Origin of the sequence: Klebsiella sp. 141162, assembly GCF_050600755.1 — a bacterium.
In the GTDB taxonomy this organism is placed as follows: Bacteria; Pseudomonadota; Gammaproteobacteria; order Enterobacterales; family Enterobacteriaceae; genus Klebsiella; species Klebsiella aerogenes.
Genome location: NZ_JAQIRI010000009.1, coordinates 111333 through 126932, shown reverse-complemented (window position 1 = coordinate 126932; position 15600 = coordinate 111333). Strand labels below are relative to the sequence as shown.

Sequence of the window (15600 nt, the reverse complement as noted above, 5' to 3'; positions counted from 1 at the left end):
CCACATTATCCGTTCAATAGACGGATTTATTGTTATCGGTTGTGGTCGTTGCGGTGTGGGTAAAACGGGCCGCCAGCGCTTCTGCGCCGCGGGCCAGCAGGGTGGTATCGACGCCGACGGCGACGAACAGCGCGCCCAGTTCGAGATAGCGTTTCGCCAGTTGTTCATTGGCCATCAGGATCCCCGGCGCCTTGCCGGCCTGACGGATTTGCTGGATGGCATCTTCGATGGCGGCCTGCACTTCCGGGTGCTGCGGATTGCCGCCGTGGCCCATATCGGCGCTGAGATCCGCCGGACCGATAAACACGCCGTCCACCCCGTCGACATCGAGGATCTGCGGCAGATTTTTCAGCGCTTCGCGGGTCTCAATCTGTACCAGTACGCACATGGCGTCGTTGGCCCGGTGGATATAGTCCGGGACGCGATTCCAGCGCGAGGCGCGGGCCAGCGCGCTACCGACGCCGCGGATGCCGGCAGGCGGGTAGCGGGTGGATCTGACCGCCAGCCGCGCTTCTTCGGCATTCTGCACCATCGGCACCAGCAGGGTTTGCGCGCCGACGTCCAGTAGCTGTTTAATTTGTACCGGATCGTTCCACGACGGGCGCACCACCGGCTGGCTGGGGTAGGGCGCGATGGCCTGAAGCTGGGTCAGCACCGTTTGTACATTGTTGGGCGCGTGTTCGCCGTCGATCAGCAGCCAGTCGAAGCCCGCGCCGGCCAGCAGTTCGGCGCTGTAGCTGCTGCACAGCCCAAGCCACAGGCCGATTTGCGGACGCCCGGCCTTGAGCGCCTCTTTAAATGCGTTGTTCATGTTGCTCTCCTCAAACAAAGCGGCAGCTGATGGCGCCCATGTTGCCGTAGTCGACGTGGAAGGTATCGCCCTTGCGCGCCGGGACCGGGCGGGTGAACGAGCCGCCGAGGATAATCTGCCCGGCTTCGAGCTGGACATCGTACGGCGCCAGCTTGTTGGCCAGCCAGGCCACGCCGTTGGCCGGATGATTAAGCACGCCCGCGGCGACGCCGGTCTCTTCAATCACGCCGTTGCGATACAGCAGGGCGGAGATCCAGCGCAGGTCGAGCTCGTCCGGTTTAATCGGCCGGCCACCGAGGATCACCCCGGCGTTGGCGGCGTTATCGGAGATAGTGTCGAACACTTTGCGCGGACGCTGGGTTTCCGGGTCGATGTTGTGGCAACGCGCGTCGATAAGCTCAAGCGCCGGGATAACGTAGTCGGTGGCGTTGTAGACATCAAACAGCGTGCAGTTCGGGCCGCGTAGCGGTTTGGCCAGCACGAAAGCCAGCTCGACTTCGATACGCGGCACGATAAAGCGGTCGGTGGGAATATCGCTGCCGTCGTGGAAGAACATATCATCGAGCAGCGCGCCGTAGTCCGGCTCGCTGATCTGCGAACTGGCCTGCATCGCTTTAGAGGTCAGGCCGATCTTATGGCCTTTGAGCACGCGGCCTTCGGCGATCTTCATTTCGACCCATTCGCGCTGGACGGCGTAGGCGTCCTCAATGGTGATCGACGGATAATCCAGCGAGATCGCGCGGATCTGTTCACGCTGTTTTTCGGCCTGGTTCAGCCGCTGGGCAATCAGGGTTCGGGTCTGTTTATCGAGCATAGTGATTCCTGTGGCATTACCGGAAATGTGCACAATCGAGTAGCCCGGGCGAGGCGTTTACGCCGACCCCGGGGTGGCCCGGAGCAAACCCCGGCGTCGCGTTGCTCGGCCGGGCTACCTGCTTGAGCCTCGATGTATTATTTAAATAACGCGTGCACGTTGTTCTGTTTGTAGTTCAGCGTCGGGTCGAGCTCTTCCATGGCGAACGACAGCGCCAGATAACGGCTCTCCATCAGCGCGGCAAAGTGGGCCTTGATCAGTGCAAACAGCATTTCGCCCACCTCCTGACGGCTCTCCAGGCTACGGCCGGCGCCGATCTTCAGGGTCATATGCACGAAGGCGTAATCATGCTTGCCGTCGGCCATCTGCCAGGTATCCAGCCAGTGGGCGCGGCTGCGAATACCGCCAATCGGAAAGATGCCGGTGGCGGCCAGCGCCTCGTTGACTTTGGCGAACAGCCCCGGTAAATCGGCCTGTTCGCGGATATTGTCGCTACACTCGGCGATAAAATGCGGCATGGGGCCTCCTTACGCCTGCGCCGGCAGCGGGAACACGGCGTTAACCTGGCCGGTACCGGAGCTGGCGAATAGCTCGGTGATAAACTCCACCTTGCCGTCGTATTTATCCCAACCCAGCAAGCCGAGCAGCATCACCGTGTCGTGCATGTTGCCTTCGCCGTAGCAGTAATCGGCGTACTCCGGCAGCATGGTGCAGAACTCTTTGAATTTGCCTTCGCGCCACAGCTTCACCACGCGCTCATCCATCTGATGGTCAAACTCGCGGGTATAGCTGTTCATGCCCTCTTCGGCGCGCTGGTCGTCGATAAAGCGATGCGACAGCGAACCGCTGGCCAGCACCGCCACGGTGCCGTCATATTTGTCGATGGCCTTGAGGATGGCCTCGCCCAGCTTGCGGCTGTCGGCAAAATCGTGAACGGTACAGAAGGCGGAAATGGACACCACTTTGAAATGCTTATCGCTATTCATGTAGCGCATCGGCACCAGGGTGCCGTATTCCAGCTTCAGGCTCGGAATATTGTGCGCTTTGGCGCGTACGCCAAGCTTGACGGCCTCGTCGGCAATCAGGTGACCCAGTTCCGGGTTGCCGTCGTAGTCGTAGGTCATGTCGCGAATAAAATGCGGCAGTTCGTTACTGGTGTAGATGCCCTGGAAATGGTCGGCACAGTTGATGTGGTAGGCGCTGTTGACCAGCCAGTGGGTGTCGAACACGATAATGGTATCGACGCCCATTTCACGGCAGCGCTTGCCAATTTCTTTATGTCCGTCGATCGCGCCCTGACGGCAGCCGTGGTTTTTCCCCGGCAGCTCAGACAGATACATCGACGGCACGTGAGTGATTTTTGCTGCTAACGCTAACTTACCCATATCAGACTCCCCATTTCGGGATCGGATGGTCGCCCATCGAGATGCAGACGTTTTTCATTTCGGCGAACACTTCAAAGCTGTACTCGCCGCCTTCGCGGCCGGTGCCGGAGGCCTTCACGCCGCCGAACGGCTGACGCAGGTCGCGCACGTTCTGGGTGTTGACGAACACCATTCCGGCTTCAATACCGCGCGCCAGACGCAGCACTTTGCTGACGTCCTGGGTCCAGATGTACGACGCCAGGCCGTATTCCACATCGTTGGCCAGGCGCAGCCCTTCCGCTTCATCTTTGAACGGCAGCAGGCAGGCAACCGGGCCAAAAATCTCTTCCTGGGCGACGCGCATGCGGTTGTCGACATCCGCCAGTACCGTCGGGCGCAGGAAGTTGCCGGCTTTCAGATGCGCCGGCAGATCGGACGGCTTATCCGCGCCGCCGGCCAGCAGGGTGGCCCCCTCTTCGATACCGAGGCGAATGTAGCCGGACACTTTCTCCCAGTGCTGCTTGCTAATCAGCGCGCCGACCTGGGTATTCGGATCGGTCGGATCGCCTACGCGCAGGCGGTTGGCGCGCTCGGCGAAGCGCTTGACGAACTCCGGATAAATACTCTGCTGAATGAAAATGCGTGAACCGGCGGTGCAGCGTTCGCCGTTGATCGAGAAAATGGTGAACAGCGCGGCGTCGAGCGCGCGCTCAATATCGGCGTCTTCAAAAATCAGCACCGGCGATTTTCCGCCGAGCTCCATGGAGTACTTTTTCAGGCCGGCGTTCTTCATAATGTTGCGGCCAGTGGCGGTGCCGCCGGTGAAGGAGACGGCGCGCACATCATGATGGCGTACCAGCGCGTCGCCAGCGGTGGCGCCATAGCCCTGCACCACGTTGAGCACGCCAGCCGGGATCCCGGCTTCCAGCGCCAGTTCGCCCAGACGATCGGCGGTCAGCGGCGACAGCTCGGACATTTTCAGCACCGCGGTATTGCCCAGCGCCAGGCACGGCGCCACCTTCCAGGTGGCGGTCATAAATGGCACGTTCCACGGCGACACCAGCGCGCAGACGCCAACCGGCTGCACGAGGGTGTAGTTAAGCATCTTGTCGTCGACCGGATAGGTCTTGCCGTTCATCTGCTGGCATACTTCGGCGAAAAATTCGAAGTTATGCGACGCCCGCGGGATCAGCACGTTTTTGGTCTGGTGGATAGGCAGGCCGGTATCGGCGGTTTCCATCGCCGCGATCTCCGGGACGTTCTGATCGATCAAATCGCCCAGGCGGCGCATCAGGCGCGCGCGCTCTTTCATCGGCAGGTTAGCCCACTTCGGGAAGGCCTCTTTCGCCGCCGCTACCGCCTGGTTGATTTCGGCTTCGCCGCCGGAGGCGACTTCAGCCAGTACCTCGCCGGTGGCCGGGTTGGTGGTATGAAAATAGTCTGCGCCGGCAACGTTTTTACCGTTGATCCAATGGTTAATCTTTTTCATGACAGTGTCTCCTCATACGCTTGCTGGCTGATGATATGGTTGACCAGGCGGCCCACGCCCTCGACTTCAACGATCACCTCATCGCCCGGCACCACATCGGATAGCCCTTTCGGCGTGCCGGTGGCGATCATGTCGCCCGGTTGCAGGGTCATAAATTCGCTTAAATAAGCGATGAGGAACGGGATGCTGAAGATCAGATCGGCGGTGGTGCCCTGCTGGCGCAGTTCGCCGTTGACCCAGGTGCGTAGGGCCAGATTATGCGGATCCGGGATCGCCTCTTTGGCGACGATCCACGGGCCGATCGGCGTCAGGGTGTCGCGGCTTTTCACCCGCAGGTTCGGGCGGTAGTAGTTTTCCAGATAGTCGCGGATCGCGTAGTCGTTGCACACGGTATAGCCAGCGACATAGTCCATGGCCTCGGCTTCGCTGACGCGGCGCGCGGTTTTCCCGATCACCACCACCAGTTCGGCTTCGTAGTGCATGTATTCGACGTTATCCGGGCGTACCGACTGCTGCTGGTGGCCAATAAAGGTGTTCGGCGCTTTGATGAACACCAAAGGTTCGGTTGGCGGTTTAAACTCCAGCTCGCTGGCGTGATCGGCGTAATTCAGCCCCAGCGCGAACAGCGTGCCGTCGGCGGGCGGCAGCCAGCGGAATTCACCTTCTTTCAATACCGTGCCATCGTGCAGGCGCACTTGGTCGCGTTCATCGACCAGCACGTCGCGTACCTGTCCTTGCCATTCAATGCGTGCCTGTTTCATGCCAGCTCTCCTTCTGCGACAACCGGGTTTTCGAGCGCCGGGAAACCGTCGGCGAGAATACGTACGCGGTCGCCGGGGCGCAGCGTGACGCGGGAGTGGGGCGTGCCGATAAGGATCGCGTCGCCGGGATTGAGGGTGGCGAACTCGCTCAAGGCGCTCAGCAGCTGCGCGGCGCTACGCTGCAGATCGCCGGTATGCCAGCTATCCGCCTCGCGGCCGTTGATTTCGGTGATGATGGTCAGGTTATCGACGTTGCGCACCGCCGACAGCGCGCCGATGGGGCAGAAGCCATCACGGCATTTGGCCTTGATCGCCGGGCGATAAAAACTCTCTTCCGGCAGGCTAACGTCGTTAGCCAGCGCGTAGCCGGCGATATAGTTCGCCGCCTCTTCCGCCGCCACTTTACGCGCGGTTTTGCCGACAATCAGCGCCACCGTCGCGCCGCTTTGTACGGTCTCGCCCTGCGGATGGGGAATGGCTTCGCCATCGCCAATCACGGTATTACGGGGTTTGATGAACCAGACCGCGGTTTTCGGCGGCGTCTTGTAGGGGGCCTGTTGAAACGCTTCGCGCCAGGCGTCGAGCTGGCTGCGATGATTGAGCGCAACGGCGAAGATGGTACCTTTCATTCACCACTCCTCTGGTACTGATTTCGGATTCGAAGGGATTTCATTAATATGTTAATGATCATCTTTTATTCTTTGCGCGAAGGTTTGGCAAATAGAAGTGAATGTTTTGTGATCGGATTAACACAATATTTACATGTTTTTTATTTATATCTTATATATCAATTATATATATTTATTTTTGATAGCGACTGGTACTTTTCAGGTGCAGAAACCGGTTGTACATGGCAGGATTAGGGCTAATTATTAAAGTGTTAATAAGTTTTGGTTAGCGTTGTTGAGGGGATACCATGCATGATTCATTAACCATTGCGCTGCTGCAGGCGCGAGAAGCGGCGATGGGCCATTTCCGGCCGATCGTTAAACGCCACAACCTGACCGAACAGCAGTGGCGTATTGTGCGTATCCTTGCGGAAAACCCATCGATGGATTTTCACGACCTGGCCTGGCGCGCCTGCATTTTGCGCCCCAGCCTGACCGGGATTTTGACGCGCATGGAACGCGACGGTTTAGTGCTGCGCTTAAAACCGGTCAACGATCAGCGCAAGCTCTACCTGTCGTTAACGCCCGCCGGGCTGGCGCTGTATGAGAGCGCCCAGGCGCAGGTGGAAGAGGCCTACCGGCAGATAGAAGCGCAGTTTACGGAGGAAAAGATGCGCCAGCTGACCACGCTGTTGGAGGAGTTTATTGCGCTTGGCGTCCCTGCCGCGCGCGGTGATGAAGAAGAGTAGCGGTTACGGCTCGGCGCTCGGCCGGGCGAGGGCAATAAGCGTTTCCGCGCGGGCGGGGGCCAGCGGTTCTCTCGGCTGCGGCAGCGGCCAGCCGTACAACCAGCGGGCGCTGGCGGCGCAGGTGCGCCCCTGACAGGCACCCATTCCGCAGCGCTGGGTGAGTTTGGCCTGCGGCCAGCCCCCGGCGGCGTCAACATCGCCGCAGCGCACATCTTCGCAGCGGCACAGCAGGCTCTCCGGCGTTGCGGCGTTTTTCAAGGACTCCCTCAGCCGGAAGGTACGGTTGATTGCTGCGGCGAAACGCTGCCAGCGGGCGCGGCGGGCAAATAACGCCTGCGCTTGACGGCTGGCCCCGGCGGCGGCAAAACCGGCGATTTCGCCCTCCGCCAACGCCAGTTCGCTACCGCCGAAACCGGTGCACTCGCCGGCGGCGTAGATATCCTCGATGCTGGTCTGCTGCCAGCGGTTAACCTGTATCGCCTCCTGCGCCGTGGCGCAGCCGAACAGCAGTGCCGTCTCGATATTGGGTATCAGCCCGTAGCCGATAGCCAGTCGATCGCAGGCGATAGTCCGCTCGATGCCGCGCTGGCGAAGCGTAACGGCTTCCAGCCGCGTTGTACCGTGAGCGCGGATCGCCTGCGCGCCGCTAAGATAGCCTTTCGGGGCCAGCGTCGCTAACTGGCGCAGCTTCTGCGGCCAGCGCCACAGACCGCTGGCGAAGCGCAGCAGCGTCGGGAGCGGCGCTTGCTCAATGATATTCGTCACTTCGCCTCCGGCCTTGTTCACCGTATCCGCCACCGCCAGCAGTAGCGGACCGCTGCCGGCAATCACCACCTTTTCACCTTTCAGCGACAGCCCCTGTTTGATTTGCGCCTGTAGGCCGCCCGCGCCGGTCACGCCGGGTAAGGTCCAGCCGGGAAAGGGCAGCGACAGCTCGCGCGCGCCGCAGCAGAGGATCAGTTTCTGCCAGTAAACCACGCCGCCGCCGTCGGCGGTTTCAAATAGCACGCTGTGCGCGGAGGGGCGGGCAATCAGCCGCGCGCCGTTCACTACCCGGATGGCGGCAGACGCGGCGATGGCGTCGCGGTAGCGCCGGGCCAGGGCGGGTAGCGTCGCCTGCGGACCCGCGCGCCAGATTTGTCCGCCAGGGGCGGGGTTATCGTCGAGGATGATGACCTGTTTATCGCAGGCGGCGGCGGAGAGCGCGGCCGCCATGCCGGCGGGGCCGGCGCCAAGGATTAAAATGTCACAGCGCAGCGTGTTCATCGCGGCTCCTTTCTATTTGCATACCGGCCCGGCACAGGGTCTGGCAGGCCAGCACCCGACGGCCATCGACGGCGATCCGGCACTCCTGGCAGACGCCCATGCCGCAAAACGGCGCGCGGAGCTCGCCGTTAACCGCCTGGCGGGTGGTGGGGTCGCCGGTCAACGCCAGCGCCGCCGCCACGCTGATCCCTTCCGGCACCGTCAGAGGCTGGCCATCGACGGTGATGTTGAGAGTGGACTTCATGCAATCGCCTCCTGTTGACACAAACGAGCCGGGAGCCAGGCGTCGGGCGCCAATGGGCAGCGTTCATCGAGGATCTGCGCCGCCAGCAGTTCGGCCGTGGCCGGAGCGGTGGTGACGCCCAGCCCTTCATGGCCCAGCGCTAACCATACGCCACGGCGAGCGGGGTGCGGGCCGATCAGCGGGTTGCCATCCTGCGAGGCGGCGCGCAGACCGCTCCAGCAGCGGATAATATTCAACGTCGCCAGCGCCGGCACGAAGTGGCGGGCGCGATCGAGCATCTGCGCCAACAGAGGCAGATCCAACTCGCGCTCGCGGTTATCAAACTGACGCGAAGAGCCAATCAGCAGCTGGCCGGTGGGCCGCGGCTGAAGGTTAAACGCCACCGAGGTGCCGCCGCCGTGGGCGCTGGCGCCGTAGCCCAGTTCAACCAGCTGGTGCTGCACCCGCGGCCGGTAGCGATCGGTAATCGCCAGTTGGCCTTTTTTCGGTCGCAGCCAGTTTTCCGCTAACAGCACATTGGCTTCAAGGCCGCAGGCCACCACGATCGCTCGCGCCTGTAGCCGTTGGCCGCTGGCGAGCAGCACCTGCGGCTCTTCAATCGTCTGTACGCTGTCGCGCAGGCAGGTAAGATGGTCTCCGGCATCGGTAATCAACCAGCGGGCGACGTTCGGCGCGTAGACGATGCCATCGCCCGGCACCCATAGCCCGCCGGCCAGCCCGCCACGCAGCAGCGGCTCGCGCCCGGCGATCTGCTGCGGAGTCTGGAGTTCTCTGTGCACCTGATGGCCGGCCATCCGCCGCTGTTTTTCGTCGGCGACGGTCATCTCTTCTTCGCTTTCCGCCAGCCACAGCGTGCCGCAGCCGCGCCAGGCGCAATTGTCGGGCATCCGTGGCGTGATAGCGCGCCAGCGTTCCAGCGACCACGCCGACAAGGCAAGCTCGGCGGGGTCATCATCCATGCACACCAGATGGCCCATACCGGCCGCCGTGGCGCCGGGCTGACCGTTATCGATAAGCGTCACGCTCTGCCCCCGCTTCGCCAGCTGCCACGCGCAGGCGGCGCCGATGATCCCGGCGCCGATCACGATGACATCGCTCTGCTTCACGGCGCGATCCCCCAGCAGAAGGGATCGTCAGGGTTGAGGATCAATTGGTTATCGCCGCAGACCCAGGCTTCGCCGCGGATCGTTGGGATGATGCCTTCAGCGGTGCGCTGGTAGCTGGCGGTAAACTGGCTGCCGATGATGCTGGCCTGACGCCATATTTCCCCTGGCTGCAGCTTGCCATCCTGCGCCAGACAGGCCAGCTTGGCGCTGGTGCCGGTACCGCACGGCGAGCGATCCCAGGCCTTTCCCGGGCAGAGTACGAAGCTGCGGCTGTCGGCGGTATCGTCATCGGCGAAGAGTTCGATATGGTCGATAACGCCGCCGTCGTCGCCGCGGATCCCCGCTGCTTCCAGCCCCTCGCGCACTGCCCAGGCGTAGTCGGTGAGCTGTGGAATTTGTTCGGGGGTAATGGCGAACGGGTGGTCGTTAATCAGGAAAAACCAGTTGCCGCCCCAGGCAATATCGCCGATGACGGGACCCAGCGCGGTTTCAACGCGGATCTGTTTTTTCCAGCGACGGGCCGGGACGTTTTGCACCGATACGCTGCTATCGTCGTGCAACGTGGCGCTTACGTCGCCGACCGGCGTTTCAATCAGATGTACGCCGGGCTTGATACGCCCAAGCCAGGCCAGCGAGGCGATAAGCCCGATAGTGCCGTGGCCGCACATATTCAGAAAACCGGCGTTGTTGAAGAAAATCACCCCAGCGGTAGCCGCCGCCGAGACCGGTTTGCACAGCAGCGCGCCGACCAGTACGTCATTGCCGCGCGGTTCGAGAATGGCCGCCTGACGCCAATGGTCGAAGTCGCGGGCGAAGCGGTCGCGGCGCTCCGCCATGCTGCCGTCGCCGAGGTCGGGGAAGCCGTCAACGATCAGGCGGGTCGGTTCGCCGCCGGTATGTGAATCGATAGCTCTCAGCGTAATAGGGGGGCGTGGCGCGGTCATCAGACTCTCCGGAAGTTAACAACATGTTTCATCATGCTGGCGCAACCTTTCCCGGCCTGCTTGAGCGCTTTCGTCAGAGAAAATGACGAAATCTGCATAGTAATGAGAGCGGTATATTTCTATTTCACATAGTTATTTCTTATTAATCATTTGCTTAATGCTGTGGTAAACCGAAAGTGACCATTGCGCCAGTGGCTAAATCAGGGGAAGGCGTAAAGCGGATCCAGGATCGCAAATCCAGCGCTTGCTGCTTGTGGTGTTAACGGAAAGTGAATAAATATCCTTCGGTCACTTACCATGAGGAGGCCTTATGATCGGTGTTTCTGATGCGGCGCCGCCGCGCGCGGTTAACCAACCTGAGCTGGCCGTCGATGAGCTGAGCCAGATCTGCGAAGGGCTGGCGCGCCAGCGGCCGGAAAATATGCCGGCGCTGCTGAATGCGCTGGCGCTGATTGCGCCCTTGCTCAATGCCATTCCTAATGTGGTCTTTTTTATCAAAGATCGCCAGGCGCGTTATTTGTTGGCGAACCTGACGCTGGCCCGCCGCTGTGGTTTCAAAAGCGTCTCCTCGCTGCTGGGCAAAACCTCCGCCGATGTCTTTCCTTCCGCGCTGGGTCAGGGTTATACCGAGCAGGATCTTCGGGTACTACGGGAAGGCGTGACCCTGCGCGATCAGCTGGAAATGCATCTCTACAATGGCCGCGAGCGCGGCTGGTGCCTGACGCAGAAATTGGCGCTACGCGATATCAGCGGCCAGGTGATCGGCATGGCCGGGATCTCGCACGATCTGCAGGAGGCCCACGCCCGCCATCCGGCATGGCAGCGGCTGGCGATCGTCGACGATCATATCCGCCGCCACTATCACCGGCCGATCGCCATGGAAGAGTTAACCGCCTTAAGCGGGATGTCGATTGCGCAGATCGAACGCTACTGCAAGCGGATCTTTCATCTCACCCCGCGGCAGATGATCCACAAAGTGCGGCTGGAAAAAGCCACCGAACTGCTGGCTGGCGATACGCCGATTACCGATATCGCCCTGCAGTGCGGCTATACCGATCACAGCGCTTTTAGCCGCCAGTTCAAGGCGATGACCGGCTCGACGCCGCGCGATTTTCGCCTCACGCTGCTCGGATAAACGCTGGCTCACACTTTTGCCGACTGTGCTAATTTCGTCATCGTATTGAGGGAAAACCGACAAGCCGCCGGTTCCGCGACACGTCAATCTGTCAGTGAATATTCACCATTCATTCACTTTGACTTAACAAAATGACGACAAGGAACCGAGCATGAGCAAAAAAGCGATTCACTGGAGCGGCGTATTCCCGGCGGTCAGCACGCAGTTTCGTAGCGACTACTCCCTCGATTTAGACGCCACTCACGCGGTGATGAAAAACCTGGTGAAAGATGGCGTTTCCGGGCTGGTGGTGTGCGGCAGCGTAGGTGAAAACACCTCGCTGAGCACCGATGAAAAACTGCAGATTATCGAGGTGGCGAAGGATGCCGCCGGCGGCAAAATTCCGGTCATCGCCGGGGTGGCCGAGTTCACCACCGCCTTTGCCCAGAAAATGGCGAAAGAGGCGGAGCGCGTCGGCGTCGACGGGATCATGGTGATGCCGGCGCTGGTCTACTCCTCAAAACCGCATGAAACCGCGGCCCACTTCCGCAGCGTGGCGAGCGCTACCGACCTGCCGATTATGGTCTACAACAACCCGCCGATTTACAAAAACGACGTGACGCCGGACATTCTCGCCACCCTGACCGACTGCGACAACATCGTCTGCTTTAAAGACTCCTCCGGCGATACCCGCCGCTTTATCGACCTGCGTAACACCGTTGGCGACCGCTTCGTGCTGTTTGCCGGGCTGGATGACGTGGTGGTGGAAAGCATCGCCGTCGGCGCGGAAGGCTGGATCTCCGGGATGTCCAACGCCTTCCCGCGCGAAGGGGAAACGTTATTCCGTCTCGCCCGCCAGCAGCGTTACGAAGAGGCGATGGCGCTGTACCGCTGGTTCATGCCGCTGCTGCATCTCGATGCGCGTCCGGATCTGGTGCAGTGCATCAAGCTGTGTGAAGAGTTGCTGGGTCGCGGCAGCGCCATCACTCGTCCGCCGCGTCTGGCGCTGGAAGGCGAAACGCGCCAGCAGGTGGTGACGATCGTTGAACAGGCGCTGGCGACTCGTCCGACGCTGCCGGATGTCGGCCTCTGAGCACAGGAGTCAATATGAATGCATCTCAGACCACGGCGGGACGGCAGTTTATTGCCGGACGCCGCATTGCCAGCGGTGAGGCGACGCTATTGAGCCTGCGGGCGGTGGACGGCGAAGCCACCGGCCACCGCTTTTATCCGGCTTCACGCGAGGAAGCCGCTCAGGCCGCAGAAGCCGCGCAGCAGGCCTTTGCCGTCTATTCACGAACCACGCCGCAGCAGCGGGCGCGCTTTCTCAACGCCATTGCTGATGAACTGGATGCGCTGGGCGAGGCGTTTTTTGCTATCGCCGGACAGGAGACAGCGCTGCCGCTGGCGCGGCTGCAGGGTGAACGGGCGCGCACCAGCGGCCAGCTGAGAATGTTTGCTGGGGTGATCCAGCGCGGCGATACCTTCACCGCCCGTATTGATACCGCCTTAGCCGACCGTCAGCCGCTGCCGCGCCCGGACCTGCGCCAGTATCAGCTGGCGTTAGGGCCGGTGGCGGTGTTTGGCGCCAGCAACTTTCCGTTGGCCTTTTCCACCGCCGGCGGCGATACCGCCTCGGCGCTGGCGGCTGGCTGCCCGGTGGTGGTGAAGGCCCATCCGGGCCATATGGCCACCGCCGAGCTGACCGCTGAAGCGATCGTCCGGGCGGTGGTGCGGTGCGGTTTACCCGGCGGCGTATTCAATATGATTTTCGGGACCGATATTGGCGCCGAATTGGTCCGCCATCCGGCGATTCAGGCCGTTGGCTTTACCGGTTCGCTGGCCGGTGGTAAGGCGCTGTATCAGCTGGCGCAGCAGCGCCCGCAGCCAATCCCGCTGTTTGCTGAAATGTCGGCGATTAACCCATTGATTATTCTGCCGCAGGCGCTGCAGACGCGGGCCGAGGCGCTGGCAAACGAGCTGGTGGCGTCATTCACCCTCGGCGGCGGCCAGTTCTGTACCCGTCCGGGGCTGATTCTGGCGCTGCGCGGCGCCGGGCTGGAACGCTTTAAGTCGGCGCTGTGCGCGGCGGTAGCGGGCTCCCCGCCGCAGGTGTTGCTCAATGCGCCGACCCTTCAGCACTACCATCAGGGCGTGGCGGCGCTTGCGGCGCACCCGCGTATCGAGAAGCTGGCGAACGGCATCGCCGCCGGCGCCGGGCAGGCGCAGACCCTGCTGTGGCAGGCTCAGGCCGAGGATCTACTGGCGCAGGATACGCTGCTGCAGACTGAGGTTTTCGGCCCGTTATCGCTACTGGTGGAAGTGGACGACGTGGCCCAGCTGCAGGCGGTGGTGAAAGCGCTGCAGGGGCAGCTCACCGCGACGCTGCATGCCGAGGCGGATGATGGCCCGCTGGCGGCGAGCCTGCTACCGCTGCTTTGCGAAAAGGCCGGACGGGTACTGTTTAACGGTTATCCCACCGGCGTGGAAGTGTGCGATGCGATGGTCCACGGCGGCCCGTGGCCGGCGACCACCGACGCGCGCGGGACTTCGGTTGGCAGCCGGGCGATTGAACGCTTTCTGCGCCCGGTCTGTCTGCAGAACGCGCCCGCCGCCCTGTTACCGCCGGCGCTGCAGGATGCGAACCCTTTGAACCTGCTGCGCCTGGTCAACGGCCAGTGGACCCGGGAAGCGATTTCCTCCTCTCATTGACGCAAGGGCATCACCATGACCATTCACTCTACGCATAACAGTCAAACCCGCGTTGCAGAGTCGGGTAAGTTTAAAAAACAGCTGACCCTAACGGATCTCACGTTTATCGGCCTGGGCGCGATTTTCGGCTCCGGATGGTTATTCGCCGCCAGCCACGTGGCCTCCATCGCCGGTCCGGCCGGGATCGCGTCGTGGGTGATCGGCGGTTTTGCAGTATTGCTGTTGGGGATTGTCTACTGCGAACTGGGGGCGGCGCTGCCGCGCGCCGGCGGCATTATTCGCTACCCGGTCTTTTCCCACGGTGAGCTGATGGGCTATCTGCTGGGGTTCATCACCTTGATCGCTTTCTCCAGCCTGATCTCAATTGAAATCGTCGCCGCCCGGCAATATGCCGCGGCCTGGTTTCCGGCGTTGACCCAGCCGGGTTCCAGTTCGCCGACGCTGCTGGGGTGGGTGGTGCAGTTCCTGCTGCTCTGTTTCTTCTTTGCGCTGAACTACTACAGCGTCAAGACCTTCGCCCGATCGAACAACTTCATCAGCGTGCTCAAGTTTCTGGTGCCGCTGCTGGTGGTGGTGACGCTATTCGCCTTCTTTAAACCGGAGAACCTGCACGCTCAGGGTATTGCGCCATTCGGCATGTCCGGGGTGGAAGCGGCGATCAGTGCGGGGGGAATTATCTTCGCTTATCTAGGATTGACGCCGATTATCTCGGTAGCCAGCGAAGTGCAAAAGCCGCAGCGCACTATCCCTATCGCGTTGATTTTATCAGTGGTGCTGTCGACGATTATCTACGTGCTGCTGCAGCTGGCGTTCCTTGGCAGTATCCCCACCGAGATGCTAAGCGGCGGTTGGGCCGAGGTGAGCAAACAGTTCTCGCTGCCGTATCGCGATATCGCTATTACCCTCGGCATGGGCTGGCTGGCCTTTATGGTGATAAGCGATGCGATCATCTCCCCGAGCGGCACCGGCAATATCTATATGAACGCGACGCCGCGGGTGATCTACGGCTGGGCGAAGGCGGGTACCTTCTTTAAAGCCTTTACCCATATTGATAAAGAGTCCGGTATTCCGCGCCCGGCGCTATGGCTGACTTTTGGACTGTCGATTTTCTGGACGCTGCCGTTCCCCTCCTGGGAACAGCTGATTAGCGTGGTGTCGGCTGCCCTGGTGCTGAGCTACGCCATCGCCCCGGTAACCGCCGCCGGGCTGCGCCGCAACGCGCCGGATCTGCCGCGGCCTTTCCGCGTGCGCGCCTTCGGCATCATCGGCCCGGTATCGTTTATGATCTCGGCGCTGATTGTCTACTGGTCCGGCTGGAATACGCTCTCGTGGCTGTTGGGGCTGCAAATCGTGATGTTTGTCGTCTATGTGATGTGCAAAGGTAAGGTGCCGGAACATACCGTGAGCCTGGCGCAGCAGGTGAAATCGTCGCTGTGGCTGATCGTTTTTTATGCGTTGATTATCCTCTTTTCCTGGCTGGGCAGCTTCGGCGGGCTTAATGTCATAGGTCACCCCTGGGATACGGTGCTGGTGGCGGCGATGTCGTTGGGGATTTACTACTGGGGCGCGCGCAGCTGCCTGCCGCAGGCTAACTTTAGCGGAGACGAAGAAGAGTAAA

The 15600-nt window shown here is 61.4% G+C and carries 16 protein-coding genes; 5 read left to right on the top strand and 11 right to left on the bottom strand.

Going from position 1 to position 15600, the window contains the following annotated elements; genetic code table 11:
- Window positions 1-13: 13 nt before the first annotated feature.
- The 7 genes from hpaI to PGR23_RS20445 form a co-directional block, all read right to left on the bottom strand.
- On the bottom strand, window positions 14-811 hold the full coding sequence (gene hpaI, locus PGR23_RS20475) for a 4-hydroxy-2-oxoheptanedioate aldolase (protein ID WP_047037808.1): 798 nt from the start codon (window positions 809-811) through the stop codon (window positions 14-16).
- 10 nt (window positions 812-821) lie between these two features.
- Complete coding sequence (gene hpaH, locus PGR23_RS20470) at window positions 822-1625, bottom strand: 2-oxo-hept-4-ene-1,7-dioate hydratase (RefSeq protein ID WP_002887487.1); 804 nt, start codon at window positions 1623-1625, stop codon at window positions 822-824.
- Between the two features lie 137 nt (window positions 1626-1762).
- Window positions 1763-2143 (bottom strand): 5-carboxymethyl-2-hydroxymuconate Delta-isomerase, encoded by a 381-nt coding sequence (locus tag PGR23_RS20465; protein ID WP_015368431.1) that lies wholly within the window; start codon window positions 2141-2143, stop codon window positions 1763-1765.
- A 9-nt stretch (window positions 2144-2152) separates the two neighbouring features.
- The gene (gene hpaD / locus PGR23_RS20460; protein WP_396279953.1) at window positions 2153-3010 is read right to left on the bottom strand and encodes a 3,4-dihydroxyphenylacetate 2,3-dioxygenase; all 858 of its coding nucleotides are present in this window, start codon (window positions 3008-3010) and stop codon (window positions 2153-2155) included.
- 1 nt (window position 3011) lies between these two features.
- Window positions 3012-4478 (bottom strand): 5-carboxymethyl-2-hydroxymuconate semialdehyde dehydrogenase, encoded by a 1467-nt coding sequence (gene hpaE / locus PGR23_RS20455; protein ID WP_008807572.1) that lies wholly within the window; start codon window positions 4476-4478, stop codon window positions 3012-3014.
- Window positions 4475-5239, bottom strand: coding sequence for a fumarylacetoacetate hydrolase family protein (locus PGR23_RS20450; protein WP_020079698.1), 765 nt, complete (start codon window positions 5237-5239; stop codon window positions 4475-4477). Before PGR23_RS20450 ends, hpaE begins: the two co-directional genes overlap by 4 nt.
- Window positions 5236-5868 (bottom strand): fumarylacetoacetate hydrolase family protein, encoded by a 633-nt coding sequence (locus PGR23_RS20445; protein WP_004894500.1) that lies wholly within the window; start codon window positions 5866-5868, stop codon window positions 5236-5238. Before PGR23_RS20445 ends, PGR23_RS20450 begins: the two co-directional genes overlap by 4 nt.
- Before the next feature lie 287 nt (window positions 5869-6155).
- Between PGR23_RS20445 and hpaR the strand changes: the two genes are divergently transcribed.
- A complete protein-coding gene (gene hpaR, locus PGR23_RS20440) occupies window positions 6156-6596 on the top strand; it encodes a homoprotocatechuate degradation operon regulator HpaR (RefSeq protein WP_047078031.1) in 441 nt (146 codons plus the stop codon).
- A 3-nt stretch (window positions 6597-6599) separates the two neighbouring features.
- Here hpaR and PGR23_RS20435 read toward each other — a convergent pair whose 3' ends face one another.
- Genes PGR23_RS20435 through PGR23_RS20420 form a run of 4 tightly spaced genes read right to left on the bottom strand, consistent with a single transcriptional unit; the run spans window position 6600 to window position 10156 of the window.
- The gene (locus tag PGR23_RS20435; RefSeq protein ID WP_047078030.1) at window positions 6600-7862 is read right to left on the bottom strand and encodes an NAD(P)/FAD-dependent oxidoreductase; all 1263 of its coding nucleotides are present in this window, start codon (window positions 7860-7862) and stop codon (window positions 6600-6602) included.
- Window positions 7843-8106, bottom strand: coding sequence for a (2Fe-2S)-binding protein (locus PGR23_RS20430; RefSeq protein WP_047078029.1), 264 nt, complete (start codon window positions 8104-8106; stop codon window positions 7843-7845). Before PGR23_RS20430 ends, PGR23_RS20435 begins: the two co-directional genes overlap by 20 nt.
- Window positions 8103-9212: an NAD(P)/FAD-dependent oxidoreductase gene (locus PGR23_RS20425; protein ID WP_430915651.1), complete on the bottom strand. Its 1110-nt coding sequence runs from the start codon at window positions 9210-9212 to the stop codon at window positions 8103-8105. Before PGR23_RS20425 ends, PGR23_RS20430 begins: the two co-directional genes overlap by 4 nt.
- The gene (locus PGR23_RS20420; RefSeq protein WP_047078027.1) at window positions 9209-10156 is read right to left on the bottom strand and encodes a 4-hydroxyproline epimerase; all 948 of its coding nucleotides are present in this window, start codon (window positions 10154-10156) and stop codon (window positions 9209-9211) included. The genes PGR23_RS20425 and PGR23_RS20420 overlap by 4 nt, the downstream gene beginning before the upstream one ends.
- A 310-nt stretch (window positions 10157-10466) precedes the next feature.
- Here PGR23_RS20420 and PGR23_RS20415 point away from each other — a divergent pair, with 310 nt between their 5' ends.
- From PGR23_RS20415 to PGR23_RS20400, 4 genes are all read left to right on the top strand, one after another.
- A complete protein-coding gene (locus PGR23_RS20415) occupies window positions 10467-11291 on the top strand; it encodes an AraC family transcriptional regulator (protein ID WP_023288209.1) in 825 nt (274 codons plus the stop codon).
- A gap of 151 nt (window positions 11292-11442) precedes the next feature.
- Complete coding sequence (locus PGR23_RS20410) at window positions 11443-12363, top strand: dihydrodipicolinate synthase family protein (RefSeq protein ID WP_320482978.1); 921 nt, start codon at window positions 11443-11445, stop codon at window positions 12361-12363.
- A 14-nt stretch (window positions 12364-12377) separates the two neighbouring features.
- Complete coding sequence (locus tag PGR23_RS20405; protein ID WP_047078026.1) at window positions 12378-13982, top strand: aldehyde dehydrogenase (NADP(+)); 1605 nt, start codon at window positions 12378-12380, stop codon at window positions 13980-13982.
- A gap of 15 nt (window positions 13983-13997) precedes the next feature.
- Complete coding sequence (locus tag PGR23_RS20400; RefSeq protein WP_045395494.1) at window positions 13998-15599, top strand: APC family permease; 1602 nt, start codon at window positions 13998-14000, stop codon at window positions 15597-15599.
- Window position 15600: the final 1 nt, after the last annotated feature.